Source organism: Arthrobacter gengyunqii (assembly GCF_023022985.1).
GTDB classification, from domain to species: Bacteria; Actinomycetota; Actinomycetes; order Actinomycetales; family Micrococcaceae; genus Arthrobacter_B; species Arthrobacter_B gengyunqii.
The window spans coordinates 2,206,070-2,230,600 of record NZ_CP095461.1; the positions used below are offsets into that span (position 1 = coordinate 2,206,070).

22 protein-coding genes are annotated in these 24,531 nt (G+C 65.5%); 8 read left to right on the plus strand and 14 right to left on the minus strand.

The features are described from left to right. Nucleotides 1–5: 5 nt before the first annotated feature. Both MUG94_RS10035 and MUG94_RS10040 read right to left on the minus strand, forming a co-directional pair. Nucleotides 6–1,019 carry an adenosine deaminase gene (locus MUG94_RS10035; protein WP_227907615.1) on the minus strand — a complete coding sequence of 338 codons (1,014 nt, stop codon included), beginning with the start codon at nucleotides 1,017–1,019 and terminating at the stop codon, nucleotides 6–8. Nucleotides 1,020–1,061: 42 nt separating this feature from the next. Beyond that, nucleotides 1,062–1,637 (minus strand): hypothetical protein, encoded by a 576-nt coding sequence (locus tag MUG94_RS10040; RefSeq protein WP_227907614.1) that lies wholly within the window; start codon nucleotides 1,635–1,637, stop codon nucleotides 1,062–1,064. 135 nt (nucleotides 1,638–1,772) lie between these two features. Between MUG94_RS10040 and MUG94_RS10045 the strand changes: the two genes are divergently transcribed. Then, the gene (locus MUG94_RS10045; RefSeq protein ID WP_227907613.1) at nucleotides 1,773–3,068 is read left to right on the plus strand and encodes a histidine kinase; all 1,296 of its coding nucleotides are present in this window, start codon (nucleotides 1,773–1,775) and stop codon (nucleotides 3,066–3,068) included. After that, the gene (locus tag MUG94_RS10050) at nucleotides 3,065–3,829 is read left to right on the plus strand and encodes a response regulator (protein WP_227907612.1); all 765 of its coding nucleotides are present in this window, start codon (nucleotides 3,065–3,067) and stop codon (nucleotides 3,827–3,829) included. The genes MUG94_RS10045 and MUG94_RS10050 overlap by 4 nt, the downstream gene beginning before the upstream one ends. On the opposite strand, the gene hisS is transcribed toward MUG94_RS10050, so the two are convergent. Next, the gene (gene hisS, locus MUG94_RS10055; protein ID WP_227907611.1) at nucleotides 3,826–5,166 is read right to left on the minus strand and encodes a histidine--tRNA ligase; all 1,341 of its coding nucleotides are present in this window, start codon (nucleotides 5,164–5,166) and stop codon (nucleotides 3,826–3,828) included. The genes MUG94_RS10050 and hisS overlap by 4 nt on opposite strands. Nucleotides 5,167–5,354: 188 nt before the next feature. Here hisS and MUG94_RS10060 point away from each other — a divergent pair, with 188 nt between their 5' ends. From MUG94_RS10060 to MUG94_RS10070, 3 genes are all read left to right on the plus strand, one after another. Next, entirely contained in the window at nucleotides 5,355–6,155 is an 801-nt protein-coding gene (locus MUG94_RS10060; protein ID WP_227907610.1) for a peptidylprolyl isomerase, read from the plus strand. 52 nt (nucleotides 6,156–6,207) lie between these two features. Continuing rightward, nucleotides 6,208–7,656: a DUF349 domain-containing protein gene (locus tag MUG94_RS10065; RefSeq protein WP_227890028.1), complete on the plus strand. Its 1,449-nt coding sequence runs from the start codon at nucleotides 6,208–6,210 to the stop codon at nucleotides 7,654–7,656. A 91-nt stretch (nucleotides 7,657–7,747) separates the two neighbouring features. After that, the gene (locus MUG94_RS10070) at nucleotides 7,748–8,398 is read left to right on the plus strand and encodes a hypothetical protein (protein WP_227907609.1); all 651 of its coding nucleotides are present in this window, start codon (nucleotides 7,748–7,750) and stop codon (nucleotides 8,396–8,398) included. Here the strand turns inward: MUG94_RS10070 and MUG94_RS10075 are convergent. The 9 genes from MUG94_RS10075 to pdxT all read right to left on the minus strand — a co-directional run bounded on the left by MUG94_RS10075 (nucleotide 8,365) and on the right by pdxT (nucleotide 18,391). Next, a complete protein-coding gene (locus MUG94_RS10075) occupies nucleotides 8,365–10,845 on the minus strand; it encodes a RelA/SpoT family protein (protein WP_423724137.1) in 2,481 nt (826 codons plus the stop codon). The genes MUG94_RS10070 and MUG94_RS10075 overlap by 34 nt on opposite strands. A 144-nt stretch (nucleotides 10,846–10,989) precedes the next feature. Continuing rightward, entirely contained in the window at nucleotides 10,990–12,030 is a 1,041-nt protein-coding gene (gene secF / locus MUG94_RS10080; protein ID WP_227907608.1) for a protein translocase subunit SecF, read from the minus strand. Between the two features lie 2 nt (nucleotides 12,031–12,032). Continuing rightward, complete coding sequence (secD, locus tag MUG94_RS10085; protein WP_227890031.1) at nucleotides 12,033–13,748, minus strand: protein translocase subunit SecD; 1,716 nt, start codon at nucleotides 13,746–13,748, stop codon at nucleotides 12,033–12,035. A gap of 93 nt (nucleotides 13,749–13,841) precedes the next feature. Continuing rightward, a complete protein-coding gene (yajC, locus tag MUG94_RS10090) occupies nucleotides 13,842–14,327 on the minus strand; it encodes a preprotein translocase subunit YajC (protein WP_227907607.1) in 486 nt (161 codons plus the stop codon). Between the two features lie 203 nt (nucleotides 14,328–14,530). Continuing rightward, on the minus strand, nucleotides 14,531–15,613 hold the full coding sequence (ruvB, locus tag MUG94_RS10095; protein ID WP_227907924.1) for a Holliday junction branch migration DNA helicase RuvB: 1,083 nt from the start codon (nucleotides 15,611–15,613) through the stop codon (nucleotides 14,531–14,533). A gap of 10 nt (nucleotides 15,614–15,623) precedes the next feature. Next, entirely contained in the window at nucleotides 15,624–16,253 is a 630-nt protein-coding gene (gene ruvA, locus MUG94_RS10100; RefSeq protein ID WP_227907606.1) for a Holliday junction branch migration protein RuvA, read from the minus strand. Nucleotides 16,254–16,338: 85 nt separating this feature from the next. Beyond that, on the minus strand, nucleotides 16,339–16,944 hold the full coding sequence (gene ruvC, locus MUG94_RS10105) for a crossover junction endodeoxyribonuclease RuvC (RefSeq protein WP_227907605.1): 606 nt from the start codon (nucleotides 16,942–16,944) through the stop codon (nucleotides 16,339–16,341). 7 nt (nucleotides 16,945–16,951) lie between these two features. After that, complete coding sequence (locus tag MUG94_RS10110; protein WP_227890035.1) at nucleotides 16,952–17,707, minus strand: YebC/PmpR family DNA-binding transcriptional regulator; 756 nt, start codon at nucleotides 17,705–17,707, stop codon at nucleotides 16,952–16,954. Continuing rightward, nucleotides 17,708–18,391 (minus strand): pyridoxal 5'-phosphate synthase glutaminase subunit PdxT, encoded by a 684-nt coding sequence (pdxT, locus tag MUG94_RS10115; protein ID WP_227907604.1) that lies wholly within the window; start codon nucleotides 18,389–18,391, stop codon nucleotides 17,708–17,710. A gap of 83 nt (nucleotides 18,392–18,474) precedes the next feature. Between pdxT and MUG94_RS10120 the strand changes: the two genes are divergently transcribed. Together MUG94_RS10120 and MUG94_RS10125 are read left to right on the plus strand one after the other, a co-directional pair. Beyond that, nucleotides 18,475–19,746: a DUF1727 domain-containing protein gene (locus MUG94_RS10120; RefSeq protein ID WP_227890037.1), complete on the plus strand. Its 1,272-nt coding sequence runs from the start codon at nucleotides 18,475–18,477 to the stop codon at nucleotides 19,744–19,746. Then, a complete protein-coding gene (locus tag MUG94_RS10125) occupies nucleotides 19,743–20,513 on the plus strand; it encodes a type 1 glutamine amidotransferase (RefSeq protein WP_227907603.1) in 771 nt (256 codons plus the stop codon). Before MUG94_RS10120 ends, MUG94_RS10125 begins: the two co-directional genes overlap by 4 nt. Nucleotides 20,514–20,544: 31 nt before the next feature. On the opposite strand, the gene MUG94_RS10130 is transcribed toward MUG94_RS10125, so the two are convergent. Both MUG94_RS10130 and MUG94_RS10135 read right to left on the minus strand, forming a co-directional pair. Further along, nucleotides 20,545–20,742: a hypothetical protein gene (locus tag MUG94_RS10130; protein ID WP_227890039.1), complete on the minus strand. Its 198-nt coding sequence runs from the start codon at nucleotides 20,740–20,742 to the stop codon at nucleotides 20,545–20,547. 333 nt (nucleotides 20,743–21,075) lie between these two features. Next, a complete protein-coding gene (locus MUG94_RS10135) occupies nucleotides 21,076–22,383 on the minus strand; it encodes a CapA family protein (RefSeq protein WP_227907602.1) in 1,308 nt (435 codons plus the stop codon). 114 nt (nucleotides 22,384–22,497) lie between these two features. On the opposite strand from MUG94_RS10135, the gene MUG94_RS10140 reads away from it, so the two are divergent. Continuing rightward, entirely contained in the window at nucleotides 22,498–24,531 is a 2,034-nt protein-coding gene (locus MUG94_RS10140) for a M3 family metallopeptidase (protein ID WP_227907601.1), read from the plus strand.

Consider the following 24,531-nt stretch of genomic DNA (forward strand, 5'->3'; position numbering starts at 1 on the left):
CGGTGCTAGCCCTGCGCCGCCCGCCAGGCCCGGATCAGCTCCAGCAGCTCCGCGCGGCGGGCCGGCTGCGCGAAGGATGCTTCCACGGAGTTGACGGCCAGCTGGGCAAGCTGGTCCGCGGACAGGTCAAAGGTGTCGCGCAGCAGCGCGAAGTTGTCATCCACGTAGCCGCCAAAGTAGGCCGGATCGTCGGAGTTCACCGACACGTTCAGCCCCGCGGCCAGCATCTGCGGCAGCGGATGATCAAGGAGGGTATCCACCGAACGCAGCCGGACGTTGGACAGCGGACAGATCGTCAGCGGAACCCGGTCCCGCACCAGGCGGTCCACCAACTCGGAATCATCCAGGCAGCGGACGCCGTGGTCGATCCGGTCCACCAGCAGCAGATCCAGTGCCTGTTCAATGTAGTGCGACGGACCCTCTTCGCCGGCGTGGGCCACGCATTTGAGGCCTGCTTCGCGGGCTCGGCGGTAGAGAGCCACAAAGCCTTCCGGCGGGTTGTCCGCCTCGGCGGAGTCCAGTCCGATTCCCACGATCGGCGCACGGGATTCGAGCAGCTGCTCCAGGACCTCTTCGGCTTCGGCAGCCGGACGGTCCCGCAGGAACGCGGCAATCAGTTCAGCGGAGATTCCGAAATCCTCCAGGCTGGTGGCCAGGACCGACGCCACCCCGTTGATGCAGTCCGCCAGCGGAACTCCGCGGAGCAGGTGCGCCTGCGGATCAACCATCATCTCCACATGCCGCACCCCCGCAGCGGCGGCCCGGCGCAGGTAGGCCCGGGTCATGTCCGCGAAGTCCGCTTCGGTCCGCAGCACCTCCATGTTGGCGTAGTAAAGGTCCAGGAAGGACTGCAGGTCGGTGAACTCATACCGGCTGCGCAGCTCCTCAAGATTGGCGTAGGGAAGTGCTGTTCCGTTCCGCGCCGCCAGTTCGAAGATCAGCTCGGGTTCGAGGGTGCCTTCGATGTGAAGGTGCAGTTCGGCGCAGGGCAGCAGAAGTTCGTCCGGTGCAGTGGGCATGGTTTAAGCGTAGGGGATCCCGGAGAATCGTGAACGGCAGCCTCATCTCCGGATCGGCGCACCGGGCTGCACCGTCCGGGTCTCCCCCGGTTGTTCGAACATTCCGTAGACCGGACCGGCCACCAGCCAGATTCCGGCCACCAGGCCGGCCCGTTTCACCCAATCCCAGAGCTCGCCCGTTTCGCCGGGAGCGGCGAGGAACGCGATCATGGCCAGCAGCACGGCAACCGCAATGCTCATGGCAATCAGGACCCGTCCGTATTCGATCCAAAGGCCTCGGCGGTAGGGTGCCGTGCCCTTGGCGGGTTTTACCGGAGCCGGCCCGCCGGCGAAACGGTGGGCAAACCGGACGTCGGCCCAGCGGATCAGGGTGTGGCCGAACGCCACGCTGAAGCCCAGGTAGAACGCAGCCAGCCCGTGGACGCTCCCGGCAGTGCCGCCCCGGGCCAGATCCGCGCCTGCCGCGGCAAGGAGCACCACGTCCAGCAGCGGTACACAGGCCAGCAATGCCAGTCCAAGACGCTTCCGGTGCAGCAGATAACGGGTGCAGAGTCCCGCTGCGAGAAGAACCCAGAAGCCAATTTCGCAGCCGATGATGAGATATACCAAAAGATCCATGGCCCCAGCTAAGCCCGCTGGTCCCGCCGCCGTCGTCGGCAATTGGTGCCATCTGGATTCCCCGCTGTCATCCCTTCGGAGGATTGTCCGCGTCAAGGAGGCGTCGCGGGCCGCCCCGGTGGTTATTCTGGAGGCATGCCCGCACCCAACAGCCGCTATTCCCTGGACGGCGTCTGGGAGTCCGGTATTGCCTCTGCCGTTGGATATCTTCTTGGCGGCTCCGTCCTCGTGCTCATTGGCGTCAACGGGGCGGACCTGGTGCCGCCGCTGCCCGGCGCTCCGGGCTGGGCATGGGTCCCCGTCCTCCTGCTCGGGTGCATTGGCTTGGTATTCCGGCGGCGCAGCGTTCCGGTGATGCTGGCGGTAACCGGCACCGCTGTTGTGGCCAGCATGCTGCTGGGCGGCGGCATCATCACCTACCTGCTGCTGTTTGAACTCTTCTACGCCGGCATTCTCTTTGGCTCGCCGCAGGTTAGCCGGGCCGCGCAAACCGCCGCGGTGGCCGGCGTCGTGATCCTGCCGGTGGTGTCGGGATTGAGCTACGGGGGCTGGCCGGCGGCCTTCTTCGGACTGCTTCAGGCCGTTCTCATCTGTCTCATTCCGCTTTGGTGGGCCGGTTCCGTCCGGCGGCAAAGCGATCGTGCGGAACAGGAACGGCAGCGGGCGGAGACGGAGCGCCTGCGTGCCGAACGCACCGAGGAGCTGGCCGAACTGAACCTTCGGGTTGCCGTGGCCGCCGAGCGCAGCGCCATGGCCCGCGAACTCCATGACGCCATTGCCGGCCACCTTTCCGCCGTGGCGCTGCAGTCGGCCGCCGCCCTGGCCGCGGGCAACCCTGACCTGGACCGCCGTGTACTGGCGCAGGTACGGACGGAAAGCGTGCAGGCCCTGCGCGAGATGCGGTCAATGATCGACCTTCTGGAGGCCGACGACGGACCGGATGCCGTGCCGTTGGACACGGCGTCCGGCGGACTGGACCAGCTGGCGGCACTGGCCGGCTCCGCCCGGTTGGCCGGCAATCCGGTGGACCTGGACATGGAACCCGGCCTCGAGGTTCCCGTGCTGGTGGGCAGTACCTGTTACCGCATTGTCCAGGAGGCACTCTCCAATGCCGTCCGGCACGCGCCCGGCCGCCCCGTCACGATCCGGGTACGGGAGGCTGAGAACCTGCTGGACATCAGTATCCGCAATGCCCTGCCCCGGGAGAGTGTTCCGCAGGACGGTGTGCCCGCTGCCGCTGCTGGCGTCGACCCCTGCCGCAGCGGAAACGGATCAGGGCTGCGGAACATGTCATTGCGTGCCGGAGCGCTGCAGGGCAGCTTCAGTGCAGGAATTGCCGACGCAGGCGAAGACGGCGCCGAGTGGCTGGTTCAGGCGCTCCTCCCGGTGGGCAGCCCCGCTGACAGACCCCTCACCCAGGAGATCCATTGAACACACACGAGCCGGTTACCGTCCTGCTGGCGGACGACCACTCCGCCATCCGCGCCGGCCTGCGCATGATCCTGGAGTCGGTGGGCGGCTTTTCAGTGGTGGGTGAGGCCGCCGACGGTGCGGCAGCGGTGAGGATGGCACGGGCGCTGCGTCCCGACGTCGTCCTCATGGACCTGCGCATGCCGGGAATGGACGGCATAGCGGCAACCGCGGAGATCACCGGCCAGGGGCTTTCCGCCGTGCTGGTGCTGACCACGTTCGATATTGACGACTATGTGTACGCTGCCCTGCGGGCCGGAGCCGCCGGGTTCCTGCTGAAGTCGGTGGAGCCGGCCGAACTGGTGCGGGCGGTTTCCAGCGTGGCCCGCGGCGACAGTGTCCTCTCCCCCGAGGTCACCGGAATGCTGATTGCGGCGTTTGTGCAGGGACAGGTTGTGCAGGGGCAGGACACAGGCGCTGCTGCCGTGTCGGCGGCACCGCCCACCGGCAATCCGCCGTCCGCCGGCCGCCTCGCCGAGCCGCTGACCGCCCGCGAGGAAGCCGTCCTTGCGTGCTTGGGCGAGGGGCTGTCCAACCAGCAGATCACGCGCCGGCTGGGCATCGCGGAAACCACTGTGAAAACCCATGTCTCCCGCGTGCTGGCCAAGCTGGGTGTCTCCTCCCGGGTGCAGGCCGCCCTCGCCTACCGCGAGAGTGCCGCCTACCGGCAGACTGCGGGTTCCCGGGAAACTGCAGGTTCCCGGGAACGCCTCGAAAGCTAAGCGGGATTCACCTGCACAAAGAGGTCCTCGGCCGGCGGCGTCCAGGTCTGCGGATCGGCCGGCACCTGCTCGCCGGAGCGGATGTCCTTGACCTCGTGGCTGCCGTCCTCGGACGTAAACCAGACAAACGGAATGCCGCGGCGGTCCGCGTACTTGATCTGCTTGCCGAACTTCTCCGCCTTCGCTGCCACTTCCACCGGAATGCCGCGGGCCCGCAGGTCCCCGGCGATGTCCTGAGCGGCGGACCAGGACTCATCGTCGGTGAGAGCCACCAGGACGGCGGTGGGAACGCTGCGGTTCGCTGCGGCAAACTCCTGGCTCAGGATGCGCATGACGAGGCGGGTTACGCCGATGGACAGCCCGACGCCGGGGAACTTGCGGTTGCCCTTGGAGGCCAGGGAATCGTAGCGGCCGCCCGAGCAGATCGAGCCCAGGGACTCGTGTCCCACGAGGACGGTTTCGTAAACGGTGCCCGTGTAATAGTCCAGGCCGCGGGCAATGCTCAGGTCCGCCACCACGCGTCCTGGAGCACGCTTGACCGCTTCGGCGATGACCTGAGACAACTCGTCCAGGCCTTCCTCGAGCAGCTCGTTGGTCACGCCCAGCGCGCGGACCTGCTCCACGAAGGACATGTCTTCGGTGCGGATGGAGGCCAGCTTCAGGGCGGCGTCGGCCTGTTCGGCAGTGGCGCCGAGTTCTTCCTGCAGCAGCTCAGCCACGCGTGCGGCACCGATCTTTTCCAGCTTGTCGATGCTGCGCAGCACACCGGCGGTGTCCTCCAGCCCGATCCCCCGGTAGAAGCCCTCGGCGAGCTTGCGGTTATTGACCCGAATCTTGAAGTCCGGGATGGGCAGGGCGCCCAGCGCCTCGGCGATGACCAGCGCCAGCTCGACGTCGTACCGGAACGGCAGGTCGCCGTCGCCCACCACGTCAATGTCAGCCTGGGTGAATTCGCGGGCGCGGCCCTCCTGCGGGCGCTCCCCGCGCCAGACCTTCTGAATCTGGTAGCGGCGGAACGGGAACGCCAGGTGCCCGGCGTTTTCCACCACGTAACGGGCGAAGGGGACGGTCAGGTCAAAGTGGAGCGCCAGCTGGTTGGGATCCTGCTTGCCGCCGGCTTCCCCCTCTTCGGCCTGCAGCCGGCTCAGCGCGTAAACTTCCTTGTCGATCTCGCCCTTGCGCAGCAGCTGTCCCACGGTCTCCACCGCGCGCGTTTCAATGTTGGTGAACCCGTGCAGTTCAAAGGTGCGCCGCAGGACGTCCAGGACATGGAGTTCGACCAGGCGCTCCTGCGGCAGCCATTCAGGGAAACCGGACAGTGAGGCCTTGCGTGCCATGCGGGGCGAGCTCCTTCTGGGGATATGGGCGGACCGCTGCAGGGAAAACGCCTGACGGCATGCCTAAACTAAGTGCGGCACTCATTTTAGGTCGTCCGCGCGCGCCAAGGCGAACCGGAGGGACCAGCACAGCCCCGACCGGCGCCTCCCTCAGCCGCCAATGCCGGTCCAAGACGTCAGGAGACACTGTGGCCGCCATCCGCCAGGACCGCGAAACCCGCCGGCGCATTGCCCGGATGCAGGCCAAACGCATCCTGCTGCTCAGTCAGGCAAAACGCCGCAGGCGGGACAATCTTTTCGCCGGCACGGCCGGAGTCCTGTCGCTGGCGCTTGCCGTTGCCCTGCAGGTGGCCTGGTTTTCTTCCAACCCGACGCCGGAGCAGACGCGGCTCATTGAGCAGCAGGCGGCTGCGGCAGCCTCGCCCACAGGCCCGGCTCCCGATCAGGCCACTGCTGCGGCCATCCCGGACAAGTCCACCGCAGAGGGGAAGGTGTTCTCCGGAACGCTGGCCACCAGCGCCGGCGACCTGGGCGTGGAGCTGGACGGAAACGCCGCCCCGCAGGCCGTGGCGGTCTTCGCGTCCCTCGCCGAGTCGGGTTTCTTCACGGGCAAAACCTGCCACCGGCTCACCACGGCCGAAACCATGGGGGTCCTTCAGTGCGGTTCCCTTAACGGCGACGGGGCCGGGGACCCGGCGTATCAGTGGGGTCCGGTGGAGAACACTCCCGCGGACGGGGTCTATCCTGCGGGGTCCATCGCGGTGGCCCGGGCCGCCGCCACGGACAGTCACGGGACTCAATTCTTCATCGTCTACAAAGACTCTGTTATTCCGCAGGATACGGGCGGCTACACGATCATGGGTAAGCTAACGTCAGGGCTGGATGTTTTGGAATCGGTCGCCGCGCAGGGAGCTGTGAAGGATGGCGCCGAAGTCCAGGACGGCATGCCGAAAACCCCGGTGACGATAGACTCGTTTACCCTGAAGTAAAGGCAGCGCGGGCTTCGCGCACTGCCAAACCTCGAGTGAAAGACTTTTAGCGGTGACAGACAGTCAGAAATCCGACGAAACAGTTTCCAAGCCCGTCCCGGAGGCACCCGAATCCCCACGGCCCGCGACGCCCAGCCCGGCAGCCTTGGCAGCCCGGCGTCCGGCGCCTGCAGCACCCGATGCAGCAGGCCAGGCTCCTTCGGCTGCACCCATGCCGGTCATCGCTGCACCCGCGGCGCGCTCCACTTCCCTTGAGGAGGCTGCCCGCTTCGCCCGCGTTGAGGAGGACGGCCATGTCTTCCTGATCGTCAACGGAGAAGAATTCCCCGTTGGGCAGTATCCGGATGCCAGCCGCGACGAAGCTCTTGCCTACTTTGTGCGCAAGTACGACGACGTCGCCAGCCAGCTTGCGCTGCTGGAGGCACGCGTGCAGGCCAAGGCGCCCACCACGGACATGCTGAAGACCCTGAAGCACATCGGCGAGCAGGTGGCTGAGCGCAAGATGGTCGGTGATGTGCTGGCCCTGGATGCCCAGATCGAAGCCCTGCGCAGCAGCATCAAGGAAGCCGAAGCCGCTGAACGGGCCGAAGCCGAGGCCGTTCGCGCACGCGAGCTTGCCGCCCGCGAAGCCATTGTTGCTGAAGCCGAAGAGATTGCCGCCAAGGATCCCGCCACCATCCAGTGGAAGACCAGCAGCAACCGGATGAATGAGCTTTTCGAAGCCTGGAAAACGGCCCAGAAGAACGGTCCCCGGCTCGGCCGGAGCAACGAAGACAGCCTCTGGAAGCGTTTCCGTTCCGCCCGCACCGTCTTTGACCGCCACCGCCGTGCCTACTTCTCGCAGCTGGACAGCGAAAACACCGCGGCCAAGCGTGCCAAGGAAGCCCTGATTGCCCGTGCCGAGGAGCTCGCCACGTCCACTGACTGGGGCAACACGGCTGCGGAGTACCGGCAGCTGATGGACGAGTGGAAAGCGTCCAAGCGTGCCAGCCGGAAGGACGACGACGCCCTGTGGGCCCGTTTCCGCGCCGCGCAGGACACCTTCTTTGCCGCCCGCCAGGCAGCCAACGAGGTTATTGATGAAGAGTTTGCCGCCAACCTGACGGTCAAGGAGGAACTGCTCAAGGAAGCCCAGGGCATCCTTCCCGTCCGCGATCTGACGGCAGCCCGCAAGGCGCTGAACTCCATCCGCGACCGCTGGGAAGAGGCCGGCAAGGTTCCCCGCGCCGACATGGGCCGAATGGAAGCCGGCATCCGCCGCATCGAGGAAGCCGTCAAGGCTGCCGAGGACGAGCACTGGCAGAAGAGCAATCCGGAAACCAAGGCACGCACCAACAGTGCCCTGAGCCAGCTCGAAGCCACCATCGCCTCCCTCGAGGAGGACCTGGCTACAGCCGAAAAGAACGGCAACGCGAAGAAGATCGCAGATGCCCGCGAAGCCTTGGAAGCCCGCCAGCAGTGGCTGGCCATGCTGCAGAAGTCGGCACAGGACTTCTCCTAGCTTTTCTCCACAGAAGGCCCGGCCTCTTCCGTTGTCCACAACGGGGAAGCCGGGCCTTCTGTTTTTTTCCCGGGTCGGCGAACGTTGGTCCATGCCCGCCACACTGTTTCCCTGTCCCGGTGTGTTGCCGGCCTTCACCTCGACCGGTGGTGCCCTGTTCTTTGCGGGCGGAGATTTTTCCAGTGTCGAGCTGCAGGCCATGGAGCGGGACGGGCTGCTGCGCCGGGTCTACCCGGACACCTACGTGCGCTGGGACATTGAGCCGGATCCGGTGTGCCGCGCCCTGGCCGCGGCGCATGCCCTGCCTGCACGGCTGCGGCAAAAAATCATGTTGGGACGGTTCACCGCAGCCTGGGTGTACGGCTGTGCGCCGGCGCCACGGAAGCTGCAGCTGCTGATTGACCACCGCAGCCGCACCACCGCGCTGCCGCCGTTCAGCGCCGCCGTCCTGCACGAGGTGCAGCTGGACAGTGACGACGGCATGGACATAGCAGGCATCGCGGTCACCACTCCCCTTCGCACAGCCGCGGATCTGGCCAGGCACGGCCCGGAGGAGGAAGCCGTCCGGGCGCTGACGGCCATGGCGGCACATCCGGTCCTGCGCTGTCCGCTTGCCGCGGTCCGCAAGGCGGTTTCCGAAGGGCCGCGGCAGCCGGGCAAATCAGCTGCCCTGCGCAGGGTGGACCTGGCGATCAGCCAGGCGGACGGTCAGACGCGGCGCCGCGAACCCGTGGTCCGGTAGACGTCGAACACTCCGTCGATCTTCCGCACGGCGCTGAGGATGTGGTCCAGGTATTTCGGATCGCCCATTTCGAACACGAACTTGGACATCGCCACCCGGTCACTGGAGGTGTTCACGCTGGCCGAGAGGATGTTCACGTGGTTCTCCGACAGCACCCGGGTGACGTCGGACAGCAGGCTCTTTCGGTCCAGCGCCTCCACCTGGATCTCCACCAGGAACACCGAAGACTGGGTCGGCGCCCATTCCACCGGCACAATGCGGTCCGGCTGGTCCCGGAGTTCCGATACGTTGCGGCAGTCGCTGCGGTGCACCGAGACGCCGGAACCGCGGGTGACAAAGCCGATAATCGGATCCGGCGGCACCGGGGTGCAGCAGCGGGCCAGCTTGACCCACACGTCTCCAACACCGCGCACGGTCACGCCCGAGTCGGTGAACTTGGGCCGGCGGGCCGCCGTCGAAACCGGTGTTTCCGCCAGGTCCTCTTCGGCGCCCTGGTGCCCGCCCATCAGCGCGACCAGGTGTTCGATCACGTTCTGGGCGGAGGTGTGCCCGTCACCCACCGCGGCATACAGTGCGGAGATGTCCTGATGGTGGAGTTCCTGGGCCACGGTGACCAGCGCGTCGTGGGTCATCAGGCGCTGCAGCGGCAGGTTCTGCTTGCGCATCCCCCGGGTCAGCAGGTCCTTGCCCTTGTCGATGGCCTCTTCGCGGCGTTCCTTGGTGAACCACTGCCGGATCTTGTTCCGGGCACGCGGGCTCTTGACGAAGCCCTGCCAGTCCTGGCTCGGACCGGCCCCCTCGGCCTTGGACGTGAAGATCTCCACCCAGTCGCCGTGTTCCAGCTCGCTGTTCAGCGGCACCAGCTTGCCGTTGACGCGGGCACCGATGGTCCGGTGGCCCACTTCGGTGTGCACCGCATAGGCAAAGTCCACCGGAGTGGAACCGGCGGGCAGGGCCATGACTTCGCCCTTGGGCGTAAAGACGAAGACCTCGCGGGCATTGATCTCGAAGCGCAGCGAATCCAGGAACTCGTCCGGATCCGAGGTTTCCTGCTGCCAGTCGACCAATGAACGCAGCCAGCCCATGTCATTGTTATCGGCGCCGCCGGGGGTCTTGGACCCGTCCTTGTACTTCCAGTGCGCGGCCACGCCGTACTCGGCGCGGCGGTGCATGTCATGGGTGCGGATCTGGATTTCCACGGGCTTGCCGCCGGGACCAATCACCGTGGTGTGCAGCGACTGGTACATGTTGAACTTGGGCATCGCGATGTAATCCTTGAACCGCCCGGGCAGGGGATTCCACCGTGCATGCAGGGCGCCAAGGGTGGCGTAGCAGTCACGCACGGAGTCCACGAGGACCCGCACGCCCATCAGGTCATGGATGTCGTCGAAGTCTTTGCCCCGCACGATCATCTTCTGGTAAATCGAGTAGTAGTGCTTGGGCCGGCCGGTGATGGTGGCCTTGATCTTCACCGCATGCAGGTCATCGGCGATCTGCGTACGCACGGTGGACAGATACTTTTCCCGCTCGGGAGTGCGGTCGCCGACCATGCGGACAATTTCGTCGTACACCTTTGGGTGCAGGGCGGCGAAGGACAGGTCCTCCAGCTCCCACTTGATGGTGTTCATGCCCAGCCGGTGAGCCAGCGGGGCGAAGATCTCCAGGGTCTCGCGGGCCTTCCGGGCGGAGGATTCCTGCGAAACGAAACGCCAGGTGCGGGCGTTGTGCAGCCGGTCAGCCAGCTTGATGACCAGGACACGGATGTCCTTGGCCATGGCAACCACCATTTTGCGCACTGTTTCGGACTGCGCAGCGTCACCGAAGGTCACCTTGTCCAGCTTGGTGACGCCGTCAACCAGCATGGCCACTTCGGGGCCGAACTCGCGGCGCAGCTCATCGAGGGTGTAGCTGGTGTCTTCGACCGTGTCATGCAGGAGGGCTGCGGCGAGCGTGGTTCCCGTCATTCCGAGCTCGGCCAGGATGGTGGCCACCGCCACCGGATGCGTGATGTACGGATCGCCGCTCTTGCGCTTCTGGCCCTCATGGCTGCGTTCTGCCACCAGGTAGGCGCGCTGGATCAGGTCCAGGTCCTCTTTGGGATTGTTGACCCGCACGGTGCGCAGCAGCGGCTCCAGCATGGGCGAATAGCCGGAGCTGCCACGGCCCGCCAGCCGGGCAAGCCGTGCCCTGGTGGACGTCCTGCGGCCAGGCGCCGGGCGCGGTGGAACGGGGCTGCCGCCGGCGGCAGCCTTTCCGCCGGGGGCTGTCTTTCCGTCGGCGTCAGGCGCCGGTTTTGGCGTGTGGACCTTCTTGGTCGGCTGGCCCGGGCGCGGAGTCTGGGCCACCGGCGGCGCAGCAGGAACCGGAGCTCCGGGATCTGCCTTGACGGGCGATCCCGGGGCCCTGTCTACGCCTGCCGTTTCGGCCGGTTTCGCGATCTCGCCCACTGCTGCCCTCTCTGAGACGTTTATCGACCCTTACCACCTTAGGCGCTGCCGTTCCCCCACGTCACGGCAGCGCCTAAGCGGAGCAGTCTTCGGATCAAGTCTATGCCTGTGCATGCAGCGGCATGTACTGCCGCCGCGGCAGAGCTAGCTTCCGGCCGATACCTCAGCGGTGCCGGCAGGCGCTGCCGCAGCAGCTTCCTTGGCTTCCTGCGCACGGCGTTCCTTGACGCGCTTGGCCTGCCGGACAATCTCCGGTTCGTTCCGGCGCAGCCAGGCGTACATCGGGGCGGCAATAAACACCGTGGCCACGGTGCCCAGGATGATGCCGATGAACAGCGCCAGAGACAGATCCTTGAGCGTTCCGGCTCCCAGCAGGAACGCACCGATGAACAGTACGGACGCCACCGGAAGGACTGCCACCACCGAAGTGTTGATGGACCGGACCAGGGTTTGGTTCACAGCCAGGTTCACCTGTTCCATGAAGGTGCGCTTGGTGCTCTTGTCCAGGTTTTTGGTGTTTTCCCGGACCTTATCGAAAACCACCACCGTGTCATACAGGGAGTAACTGAGCACCGTCAGGAACCCGATGATGGCCGACGGCGTGACTTCGAAGCCGCTGAGCGAGTACAGGCCGGCCGTGGTCACCATGACCACCAGCAGTGCAGTAATAGCAGCCACTGACATCTTCCAGGTGCGGAAGTAGAGGGCCATCAGCACTGCGGCCAGGGCCACGAAGACGATGAGCCCGATCAATGCCTGCCGGCTCACATCCTGGCCCCAGGTGGGACCGATGAACGTGGACGTCACCTGGTCTGCTTCGACGTCATAGGCCTGTGCCAGATTGTCCTTGATTTCAAGGGTCTGGTCATCGCTGAGCTGCTCGGTCTGCACCCGCACGGTACCGGGTGCGATGTTGGTGATGCGCGCCTCGCTGGCCACCTCGCCAACGGCTTCTTCACCGGCGGAGATGTCGGTGTTGGCGGCGCCGGACACGGTGAACTCGGAGCCGCCGCGGAAATCAATGCCGAGGTTGAATCCGCCCTTGGCAACAGGGATGAGGATGGAGAGGATGACGGCCGCTGCCGCAATCATGAACCAGAGCTTGGCCTTGGGCACAAACGGGTAGGAGCGCTTGCCGGTGTAAAGCTCATTGCCGAAAGTGGCAAAGCGAGGGAGCTTGCTCATTCCTAGCCCTCCTTCTCTGTGCTGGGGCCGGATCCGGCCATTGATTCCTGTTTTTCGGCTGCGCGTCGCTCGGCAATGGTCATCCGGCGTTCCGCTTCCTTGGAGGCGGCCTTGTTCTTGGTGCGGACCGGGGCTGTTCCGGGTTCACGGATGCGGCCGGCTCCGCGGTACAGCGGCACGGCACCCAGGCGGGTGGTGTCCAAACCGGACCACTTGTGGCCTTCGCCGAAGAACTTGGTGCGGGCCAGCAGCACCATGGTGGGATGCGTGAACATGAACACCACAATGAGGTCGGCGATGGCGGTCAGGCCCAGGGTGAACGCGAATCCGCGGACGTTGCCCACGGCTACGAAGTAGAGCACGACGGCGGCGAGCACGTTGACTGCCTTGGATGCCAGCACGGTGCGCTTGGCACGCTTCCAGCCGTTGTCGACGGCGGAGACCAGTCCGCGCCCGTCGCGCAGTTCATCACGTATTCGTTCGAAGTACACGATGAAGGAGTCGGCCGTCTGGCCAATGGCCACGATCAAACCGGCCACGCCGGCAAGGGAGAGCCGGTAGTTCTGCGACCAGCCGAGCAGGCAGATGGCGAGGTAGGTCAGGAGACCGGCAACCACCAGGGAGATGATGGTGACGAAGCCCAGGGCCCGGTACTGGAACAGCGAGTACACCGCCACCAGGGCCAGGCCGATGACGCCCGCGATGAGCCCCATCTTGAGCTGGTCAGCTCCAAGGGTGGCCGAGACCTGCTGCTCGCTCTGGATGTCGAAACTGATCGGCAGCGCGCCGTACTTCAGCTGCTCGGACAGTGCCTTCGCTGACTCCTGCGTGAAGTTGCCGGTGATGCGGGGCTTTCCGTCGGTGATGACCCCCTGCACCGTGGGAGCGGAGATGACCTGGCCGTCCAGCACAATGGCGAACTGGTTGTGCGGGTCACCCTGCTGGAAGGCAAAGAGGCGCTCGGTCACGCCCTTGAAAACTTGGGTGCCTTCACCGTTGAACTCGATGTTCACGCCCCACTCGTTGATCGAGGCGCCCTGGCTGCTGGTCGACAGGCCGAAGGTGGCATCGGCGATGTTGGAGCCGGGGACTTCCACCGGGCCGAGGATGTACTTGGCTCCGGTGCTTGGTTCGCAGGTGATCAGCGGCTGGTCGGCCGGGGCCGCTTCCGTGGATGCTTCCAGCGTGGCCGGATCCGTGCAGTCCGTGCTTTCGAATTCGCGGTACAGCTCAGGGGTAATCCAGTTGTCGTCCGACGCGTTGGCCGGCTCACCGGCAGGCTGCGGCAGCTGTTCCTCCGGAAGCGGCGTTTCAACGGGACCGCCGGCGGCGATGGTGAGCACCGGACGGAACTCCATCTGCGCCGATGCCTGGATCAGCTGACGGGTTTCAGCCGACGGCACACCGGGCAGCGACACCACGACGTTGCGCCCGGACTGCGTGGTGATCTCCGCCTCGGACACACCGCTGCCGTCCACGCGCTGGCGGATGATTTCCACGGCCTGGTCCAGCTGTTCCTGGGTGATGTCGGCACCGCCCTGAACCTTGGGGGCCAGGATCATTTCGGTGCCGCCCTCCAGGTCGAGGGCAAGCTTGGGGGTCCAGCTGGCGTTGCTCCACATGGAACCGCCGCCGAGAAGAAGGGCCAGAGCAGCAAAAATGACGCCCAACCAGAGGAGCGTCTTTTTAGCGGCCGAGCCGGGGCCGGTACGAGGCATAGAGGATAGTCCTTTTAGCGTGAGACACACCGGAGGCAAGGTTGACTCCGGAGGGGCCCGCGGAGAGTCTTCATCCGCAGGCCCGTGGAGAGTCTAGTTCTCTTTTTTGTTTTCGCGGTTCAGGCGTTCGAGTGTTTCCTCGGGCGTCTCATCGGGATGCGCAGCCGAGTCGTCGCGGCGAACCGGATCAGCCGTGCGGGAGGCGTCGTCGTCGGCGTGGTCCGCAGCGGTGAGCGACGAAGCGTCATCGGGAACCACGGAAGCCTCTTCCTCAACGGCGGGCTCCGTGGTGACAACCTTGGTCAGTGCCTGCAGGTGAACGGTGGCGGTATTGCCGGGAGAAAGCTCCAGGACCGCTTTGTTCTCCTCGGAATTGATCGACAGGATGGTTCCAAACAGACCGAACTGGGTCATAACCTCGGTGCCGGGAACCATCTGGGTCCGCTGCTCCTGAACCGTCTTCTGCGTCTTCTTCTGCTTGCGGAACATCATGAAGATGAACAAGGCCAGCAGGATGGGCAGCAGCAGGTTGCCGAAGCTGAAACCTCCGGCGTTCTGATCGGCGGTGGTTTGGGCCATGACGTTTAAGAACACAGAGTGGTTCCGTTTCTGTTGTGGAGATGGTGTGCAGGTATCCCGGGGCAGGAGGCCCCGGTCAACGAATGACCAGTCTAGAGGTAAAACGTCCGCAGCGGCGGATAAGTTTCGCTCTGCTCTGCATTTTCCCGCTTCGCGCCGGTATCCTCAACCGGCTGCGGTGAGGAATCCGCCGGTGCGAACTGTCAGAGTTCCCCGGTGACCGGATCGGCCGAGGTATTGGTTCCAGGTCCCGAGAACATGTTTTCGGGCAGGCTCGCCGCCACGTTCTCCGGCATTTCCAGCCCGAGGTGCTCCCAGGCGGTCCGGGTGGCAACACGTCCGCGCGGGGTCCGTCCCAGAAGCCCTTCGCGCACCAGGTAGGGCTCGGCGACTGTTTCCACCGTTTCCGGCTCTTCGCCAACGGCAATGGCCAAAGTGGACAGGCCCACCGGTCCCCCGTTGAACTTGGTGATCAGCGCGCGGAGCACTGACCGGTCCAACCGGTCCAGTCCGCGGGCGTCCACCTCATACATGTCCAGGGCGGCCCCTGCGGTCCGCGCGTCGATCTGGTCCACGCCGTGCACCAGCGCCCAGTCCCTCACCCGGCGCAGCAGCCGGTTGGCGATGCGGGGAGTGCCGCGGGAACGCCCTGCCACTTCGGCGAAGCCGGCGGAGTTGACCTTCATGTCCATCAGCATGGCGGAGCGGCGCAGTACCAGTTCCAGTTCGTCAGTGGAATAGAACTCCAGATGTCCGGTGAAGCCGAAGCGGTCCCGCAGCGGACCCGGCAGCAGTCCGGCACGCGTGGTCGCACCCACGAGGGTGAACGGCGGCAGGTCCAGCGGAATGGCGGTGGCTCCGGCCCCCTTGCCCACAATGATGTCCACCCGGAAGTCTTCCATGGCCATGTAGAGCATTTCTTCGGCGGGCCGGGACATGCGGTGGATCTCATCGAGGAACAACACCTCTCCCTCGGTCAAGGAAGAGAGGATGGCGGCCAGGTCTCCGGCATGCTGGATGGCCGGACCGGAGGAAATGCGCAGCGGTGCGTTCATTTCGGCGGCGATGATCATGGACAGGGTGGTCTTGCCCAGTCCGGGCGGCCCGGAGAGGAGCACGTGGTCCGCGCTGCGTCCCCGCAGGCGAGACGCTTCCAGCACCAGGGAAAGCTGTTCGCGCACCCGCTTCTGTCCCACGAAGTCATCGAGGTTCTTGGGCCTCAGCGCGGCCTCGATCGCTTTGTCATCCGGGTCGCCGGTGGGGGCAACCAGTCCGTCGCCGGGCAGGATGGACACGTCAGCTCACCTGCCGGCGGGGAGCGCGGGCGCGGGCGCCGTCGGTACCCAGCCGGCGGAGCGTGAGTTTCAGGATTTCGCCCACATTGCCGCCGGCGGCAATGTCCGGAGCTTCGGCGACGGCGGCGTCGATGGCTGCGTTGGCGTCCTTCTCCGACCAGCCCAGCCCGGTCATGGCGGCCAGGACCTGGTCCTGCCAGCGTGCCGCCGCCGGGTTGTCCGCGGCACCCAGGGGCACCAGCTTGTCCGCCAGTTCCAGCACAATCCGCCGGGCGCCCTTGGGGCCGATGCCGGAGACCTTGCTGAATGCTTTGTCATCTCCGGTGGAGGCAGCCACGCGGATGGCTTCGGGGGTGTGGACGGCCAGCACGGCGAGGGCAATGCGCGGGCCGACGCCGCTGACACTCAGCAGCGTTTCGAAGACTTCCCGCTGGTCCGCGTCGGTGAACCCGTAGAGGGTCATGGAGTCCTCACGGACAATCATGGCGGTCTGCACCAGGGCTTCACGCCCCACATGGAGGGAGCTCAGCGTTTGCGGCGTGGCCTGGACCAGCATGCCCATGCCGTTGACGTCGATCACCGCCGAATGCAGGCCGACGTGCGTTACTGTCCCGCGCAGGGAAGCGATCATGAAAAAACTCCAGGGGCTGTGTAGAACATATCTACGAATAGCCTACTGTGTGCCGGCGCCGATCCCCGGTTCCGGCGCGCTGCGCTCAGCGCCGGGCCCGGGCTTCGGCCTCGGCCCAGAGACGCTGCGCGGGTGTCGGCCCATTGGTTGGCGGCTTCATTACGGCGCGCGCCCCGGAGGCCGATCCCGCCGTCGTCTGCCCCGGGCCGGCCACTGACCGCCGCCAGGCGTGAGTGATGGCCAGCGCCAGGGCGTCGGCGGCGTCGGCGGGCTTGGGCGGAGCGTCCAGCCGCAGGATCTTGGTGACCATCTTGCCCACCGCGTCCTTGTTGGCCGAGCCGGAACCGGTGACCGCCGCCTTGACCTCGGTGGGCGTGTGCAGGGCCACGGGAATTCCGCGCCGCGCCGCAGCCGCAATAACGACGCCGGAGGCCTGGGCGGTACCCATGACCGTGCTGACATTGAGCTGGCTGAAGACGCGTTCCACGGCCAGAACATCCGGTTTATGGGTGTCCAGCCACAGGTCGATGGCGTTGGAGATCACCAGCAGCCTGGCATCCAGGGCAGTTCCTGCCTCCGTTCCGACCACTCCGACGGCCACCAGGGTGGCGCGGCGGTTGCGTTCAACGTCAACAACTCCCAGCCCGCAGCGGGTCAGGCCCGGGTCAACGCCCAGGACGCGCAGGCTCACCTACTGCTCAGTCGTCTTCGAGCTGGGCAAAGACCTCGGCGGGGATGTCCGCGTTGGAGTACACGTTCTGCACGTCGTCCAGATCTTCCACAGCGTCCACGAGCTTGAGGAACTTCCGCGCATTGTCGGCATCCAGCTCCACATGCATGGAGGGCAGGAACTCTGCCTCGTCCGTGTCGTACTCGATGCCGGCTTCTTCGAGCGCGGCAACAACGGCACGCAGGTCCGCGGCTTCGGAAATGATCTCGAAGTTCTCGCCGGATTCCTTGACCTCGTCAGCGCCGGCGTCCAGCACGGCCATCAGCAGGTCGTCTTCGGTGAGGTCCTTCTTGGGCAGCGTGACAACGCCCTTGCGGGTGAACATGTAGGCCACGGAACCGGGGTCACCCATGTTGCCGCCGTTGCGGGTTACGGCCAGGCGCACTTCCGAGGCCGCACGGTTCTTGTTGTCCGTGAGGCACTCGATCAGCAGGGCGGTGCCCTGCGGGCCGTAGCCCTCGTACATGATGGTCTGGTAATCGACGGCTTCACCGAGCAGGCCGGCGCCGCGCTTGACGGCGCGGTTGATGTTGTCGATGGGCACAGAGGTCTTCTTGGCCTTGGACACCGCGAGTTCCAGGCCGGGGTTTCCGGCCATGTCGGCGCCGCCCGCGCGGGCCGCAACTTCGATGTTCTTGATCAGCTTGGCAAACGACTTTGCACGCTTGGCGTCAATGACGGCCTTCTTGTGCTTGGTGGTTGCCCATTTAGAGTGGCCCGACATCTACGCTTCTCCTCTGATGATCTGGATAAAAAGTTCATGGATCCGGCTCTCCCCCGTTACCTCCGGATGGAACGAGGTGGCCAGCAGGTTTCCAGAACGCACTGCCACAATTCTAGCGACGAATTCCGCAGCAGACGCATGACCACCCTCCCGCGGCGGAACCTGAGCCAGGACCTCGACTGAATTACCGGTCTTTTCCACCCAGGGCGCACGGATAAAAACAGCGTGCACCGGAGGCGCGGAAAGAGCACCGTTTGCGGACGGCAGGTTTTCCAGGCCCTTGAAATCCAGCAGGGTTTCAAAGGACTCCCGCTGGCGGCCAAACGCGTTGCGGCGCACATCCATGTCCAGCCCGCCCAGGGTCTGCTGAGGTTCACCGCTTCCGTTGCGCGCCGGATCCGAGATGCGGTCTGCGAGCAGGATCATTCCGGCGCAGGATCCGTAGACCGGAAACCCGTTCCGGATCCGTTCCTGCAGCGGCGCATAGACGCCGAAGGTGCGCATCAGCTTGTCGATGGTGGTGGACTCGCCGCCCGGAAGCACCAGCCCATGGAGCCCGTCCAGTTCCCCGGGACGACGAACCGGAACCGCAGTGGCTCCCGCTGCCGCCAGTGCAGCCGCATGCTCGCGGACCCCGCCCTGCAGCGCCAGCACACCCACCCGAAGGGAACCATCGCTTGTCATCGGGCCAGTCTACGGTTCAAACGCCCCGGCGGAGGGCAACCCGAAGAAGGTCCGCGGACCTCCTTGCGATATATTCATAAACCATGAGTTCTTTCTCCGTCCTGACAGGCAAGCTGGTCCGCAGTGCCTCCAAACTGCGCGGCGGCGGCTCCGCACTGCCCGGCCTGGTGGTGGAGAAAATCGACCCCGATTTCATCCGCCGCACCCTGGCTGACCTGCCGCTCGGTGTTGCCGTGGTGTCCGGCACCAACGGCAAGACCACCACCACCAAAATGGTGGTGGAGCTGCTCGAAAGCCAGGGCCTGAAGGTCTTCACCAACCGCACGGGCAGCAACTTCACCCGCGGTGTTGCCGCGGCCCTGCTCGGCGAAGTGGATTGGCGCGGACGCCTCGATGCCGACGTCGCCGTCCTGGAACTGGACGAAGCGCATGCCGTGCACTTCGTGAAGCTGATTCAGCCGCGTTATTCGCTGCTGTTGAACGTCCTGCGGGACCAGCTGGACCGCTTCGGCGAGATCGACAAGACCACCCGCCTGCTGGAGGCCATTGCCAAGGCCACCACCGGCACCGTGGTCCTGAACCGCGAAGACCCGCGCGTGGCCGGCATCGCAGCCTCTCTGGACAAGCAGGAGGTCCGCTACTTCGGCCTCCACGAGTCCCTGCGCAGCACCTTCCCGAACGACGACGAGATGCGCGGCACTTCGGCCGAAGCCGCAGCCGCTGTGCTGCCCGCCGACGTCGTGCTGGAGCGTGTGGCCGAAACCGACGCGGACTTCCGCGTGGACAACACCGTGGTCACCACCGGTTTGAAGCTGCGCGGGGTCTACAACATCTTCAACGCGGCCGCCGCGCTGGCGCTGGCCCGCGTGATCGCCGGTCCGCAGGCCAATTCCGAGGCCCTCTTCACGGCGCTGTCCAACGTGGAACCCGCGTTTGGCCGCGGCGAGTCGCTGGTGGTCAACGGCCAGCCGCTGGAACTGGTGCTGGTGAAGAACCCCAGCGGTTTCCGGCTGGGCCTGAAGTCCTTCGCGGCCCACGGATACTCCACCATGATCGCGATCAACGACAACTACGCCGACGGCCGGGACATGTCATGGCTGTGGGACGTGGATTTCGAAACCCTCGCCGAGAACGGCGTGGACATGGTCACCGGCGTGCGTGCCTATGACATGGCGCTGCGGCTGAAGTACGACGACGTGCCGGTGGCGGCCATTGACCCGGACATCACCGATGCGCTGAAGAAGTTCATCGCGTCCTCCGGGTCCTCGCCCATGCGCATCTTCTGCACGTATACGGCCATGTTGGCCGTGCGGCGGGAACTTTCCAAGATCACGACAGTAGAGGTGGTCTCATGAGCGAGGCGCACAACCCCACGGCCGGCGAAGACCGGACCATCAACATCCTGCAGCTGTACCCGCGGGAAATGAACATCTACGGGGACTGGGGCAACGTCCTGGTCCTCAAGCAGCGCCTGAAGTGGCACGGCTACAACGCCAACGTCCTGGAGTACAACGTGGGCGACGACTTCCCGGCGGACGTGGACCTGCTGGTGGGCGGCGGCGGACAGGACAGCGGGCAGGTGGTCATCCAGGACGACCTGCAGACAATTGCTCCGACCCTGCGCGCCATGGCCGAAGACGACCTGCCGATGCTCGCCATCTGCGGGCTCTACCAGCTCTTCGGCAACTTCTTCAAGACGCACACCGGGACCGTGATTCCGGGCATCGGCCTCCTGGACCTGGAGACCCACGGCGGCACCGAACGATTGATCGGCAACGTGCTCTCGGTCAGCGAGGAATTCGGCGAAATCCACGGCTACGAGAACCACTCCGGCCAGACGTTCCTGGGTTCGGGCGTGCGTCCGCTGGCCGAGGTCCGCAAGGGCGAAGGCAACAACTCCAAGGACAACTGGGAGGGTGCCCGCTACCGCAATGTGGTGGCCAGCTACCTGCACGGTTCCCTGCTGCCCAAGAACCCTGCCATTGCCGACTTCCTGCTTCAGCAGGCCGTGATCCGAAAGTTCGGTTCCTTTGAGCCGCGGCCGTCGTCAGCCAAGGATCTGGCGGAGCTGGCCAAGCTCTCGGAATTGGCCCGGCAGCACGCCTCGCAGCGTCCGAGGTAGAGCCGAGTCCGGAACCAGCCCCGCACTTCCTCTACTCCGTGCCGGCGCGCCGGAGCCGCACGGCTGCGACCGCAAAACACACTGCACCTGCCGTCAGTGCCAGGACGGCCACGAGCCTGGCGGTCCCGAATTCATCGAACAGTCCCGGCGTCAGGATGACGGCCAGCACTCCGAGCAAGGCTGCACCAATAATGAAGAACGCCGGGCGGTACTCACGGGTTGTGTTCATGCACGCAGCCTAGCCGCCGTCGGAGTACCGGGCGAATCTGCCTCCGGCGGGTGCGCTCGTGCCGGCAGCCTTCCCCAATCCGGCCTACCCTAGCCCGATCTACTGCTCGGATTCTTCGTGCAGATAACGGGGCTTGCCTCAATCCTCCGTGCAGATAACGGGCTCAAACCAGCGGATTCCGCCCCTTTGGGCCCGTCATCTGCACGAAGGAATCTGGAGGCGCGCTCTTGGGCGCATTATCTGCACGAAGGAATCCACAGATAGGATTTTGGGCCCGTCAACTGCACGAAGAATCCGGAAAGGGATCTTCGGGTTGCTGCGCTGCAGTAAGAGTCAGCGCACGGGATCCGTGGACACCAGCCATTCGTGCGCACCGGCATCGGCAGCACCCATGGACTCGACCACGGGAATGGTCCGCGCCCGCACCTCAGCCTGGTGATCCGGCGATGCGCAGGCACCCTGCGGCAGATCCGCAGCAACGGAGCACCAGCGGTAGGGGTCCCGGACGATGACGGAAGGCGCCCAGGCCAGGTCCGTGACGGTCCAGGCGCCGTCGTCGTCCTGGCCGAACTGGGCGCGCAGGATCAGGCCCTCGTTATTCACGTCATACCAGGGAGAAAGCTCGGTAACGGCGTTGCCCAGGCCGTAGGCAATCCAGGTTCCGTTGTAGTTTTCGATCGGCAGCACGGAGTGGCTGTGATGGCCGTAAATGAAATCGAACTCGCCGCTGTCAGCCAGGGCATGGGCTACCTCGATCTGCTGCGCATTGGGAACGGAGGCGTATTCGTCCCCGGCGTGCACCGCTCCCACCACGACGTCGGCACCGGCGGCGCGGGCGGCTTTGGCCTTGGCGATCATCACCGCAGGATCCAGCAGGTCCACCTGCCAGTCGAAGTCCGCGGTCATGCCGTTCAATCCGTAGGTGGCCTCCACAACGGAAACCCTGGCGGCGGGAGTCTGCAGGATGAAGGGCTCCGCAGCGTCCGCCTCCGAGGCATACGAGCCGGTGTGCGGCAGGCCCAGTGCGTCGAGTACCCCGAGGGTCCGGTTCAGCCCGGCGGTTCCGGCGTCCACCGTGTGGTTGCTGGCGGTGGTGCAGGCGTCGTAGCCCACGTCCTTTGCCGCGGTGAGGATCTGCGGCGGAACATTGAACAGCGGATAGCCGGTGTAGGGTCCATCCGTTTCCGCGACGGGTGTTTCCATGTGGCAAATGCCCAGGTCTGCGGAGTCCAGATAGGCCCGCTTGCCTTCGAGCAACGGCGTGAAGTCCAGCGGCATCTTCCCGGAGACCGCGGCGTCGGCACCGGCCTGAGTCCACAGCTGCGGATGCACCAGCAAATCTCCGGCAACCATCAGTGAGAAGCACCGTGCCGCCGCGCACTCCGCCCCCAGTCCGGTCGTGGGGGTAGGGGTGGGAACCGCGCCCGGGGACGTCTGGCCGGGGCCTGCGGGCGAACCGGAAGCGGACCCGGGAGCCGGATCGGAACTCGACGGCGGTGCCTCCGTGTCCGGCGAAGGCGCCACGGGGGCGCATCCGGCAACTGCTGCAAGCAGGAACACCGCGGCGGCCATCCTGATTCCGGACCCTGTTCGACGCGTTGCTCCGGTTGTGGAGGCAAATCCGTTGCTGCGTATACCCATGGAGTGCTCCTGGTGTCACACATTCGGTCTAAAAACCGCCCCGCGCAGTCCCGCCAAGCGTACGACGGCGTTTCTGTTGTTCGCGTCACTGTGCTTGTGCGAGTCTTGACCCTTATGAGTAACCCTTTCCTGCGCACCAGCACCCTGCCCTACCAGCTCCCGCCGTTTGAGGAGATCACGCCCGATGATTTCCTTCCCGCCTTCAAGACGGGCTTCGAGGAACACCTCGCGGAAATCGACGCGATTGTGGCAAACAGCGAGCCCCCCAACTTTGAGAACACCATCGCCGCGATGGAACGGGCCGGTCAAACGCTGGCACGCACGGCCTACGTCTTTTTCACGTTCACGGCAGCGGATGCCACCGAGCCGATCCAGGCCATCCAGCAGGAAGTCGGACCGCAGCTGGCTGCGCATGACGACAGCATCCACCTCAACAAGGCCCTTTTCGAACGGGTCAACGCCGTCTCCACCGACGGATTGGATGATGAATCCGCCCGTCTGGTGTCCGAGTACCGCCGCAGCTTCATCCGGGCCGGCGCCCAGCTCGACGACGAGGGGCAGGCACGCATGCGCGAACTGAATGCCCGCCTGTCCATCCTGGGCACCGAATATGCGCAGAAGCTGCTCAAGGACACCAACCAATCGGCCCTGCTGGTGACCGACGCTGCGGAGCTGGCCGGCCTGTCCGACGACGACATCGCGTCCGCGGCAGCGGCGGCCGCCGAGGCAGGCGGGGCCGAGGCAGGCAAGAAACAGTACCTGCTGTCCTTGGTCCTGCCCACCTCGCAGCCGGCGCTGGCCTCCCTCACCAACCGGGACACCCGCCGTCGGCTTCTTGAGGCCTCCCTGAACCGCGGTTTCCGGAACAACGAAGAGAACACGCTCGGTCTCGCCGCCGAGATGGCTGCATTGCGTGCCGAGCGCGCCGAGCTTCTGGGATTCGCCAACCATGCCGAGTTCGCCACCGACGACCAGACGGCTCCGTCCTTGGAAGCCATCCACGCGATGCTCGGAAAGCTGGCACCGCCGGCGGTCCGCAACGCACACGCCGAGGCGGAACTGTTGCGTGAAGCCGCCGCCCGCGACGGCGTCGAGGACCTGCAGGCCTGGGACTGGTCCTTCTATTCCGAGCAGGTCCGGCGCGAAAAGTTCAGCGTGGACCGCGCTGCGCTTCGGCCCTATTTTGAGCTGGAGCGGGTCCTGCACGACGGCGTCTTCTATGCTGCCAACCGCTTGTACGGGGTGACGTTCACCGAACGTCCGGACCTCGCCGGCTACCACCCGGACGTCCGGGTCTGGGAAGTGAAAAACGAGGACGGTTCCGGGCTGGGATTGTTCCTGGGCGACTACTACACCCGCGACACCAAGGCCGGCGGGGCGTGGATGAACTCTCTCGTGCACCAGTCCTCGCTGCTGGGAACCTCCCCCGTGGTCATCAACAACCTGAACATCGCCAAGCCGCCGGCCGGGGAGCCAACCCTGCTCTCCTTCGACGAAGTGGTGACGGCGTTCCATGAATTCGGCCATGCCCTGCACGGCCTGTTCTCGGATGTCACCTACCCGCAGTTCTCCGGAACGTCCGTTCCCCGCGACTTTGTGGAGTATCCCTCCCAGGTCAACGAAATGTGGATGCTGTGGCCGGAGGTCGTCGCCAACTTCGCCAAGCACCACGTCACGGGTGAACCGCTCCCCCAGGACGCCATCGACCGGCTCGAGGCAGCCTCCACCTGGGGCGAAGGCTTCGGCACCACGGAATACCTGGGCGCCACGCTCCTTGACCTCGCCTGGCACGAGCTCGCACCGGGCGAAACGGTGCAGGACCCCGAAGCGTTCGAGGCAGCGGCCCTGGAGCGTGCCGGCGTCGCACTGGATCTGGTGCCGCCCCGCTACCGGTCCGGTTACTTCAAGCACATTTTCGCCGGCGGCTACGCGGCCGCCTACTACGCGTACATCTGGAGTGAAGTCCTGGACGCGGACACCGTGGAGTGGTTCAAGGAAAACGGCGGGCTGACCCGGGAGAACGGAGACCGGTTCCGCCGCGAACTGCTCGCCCGGGGCAACAGCATTGATCCGCTGCAGGCCTTCCGGAACTTCCGCGGCCGGGAAGCCGCCATTGATCCCCTGCTGCACCGCCGCGGTCTGGCTTAA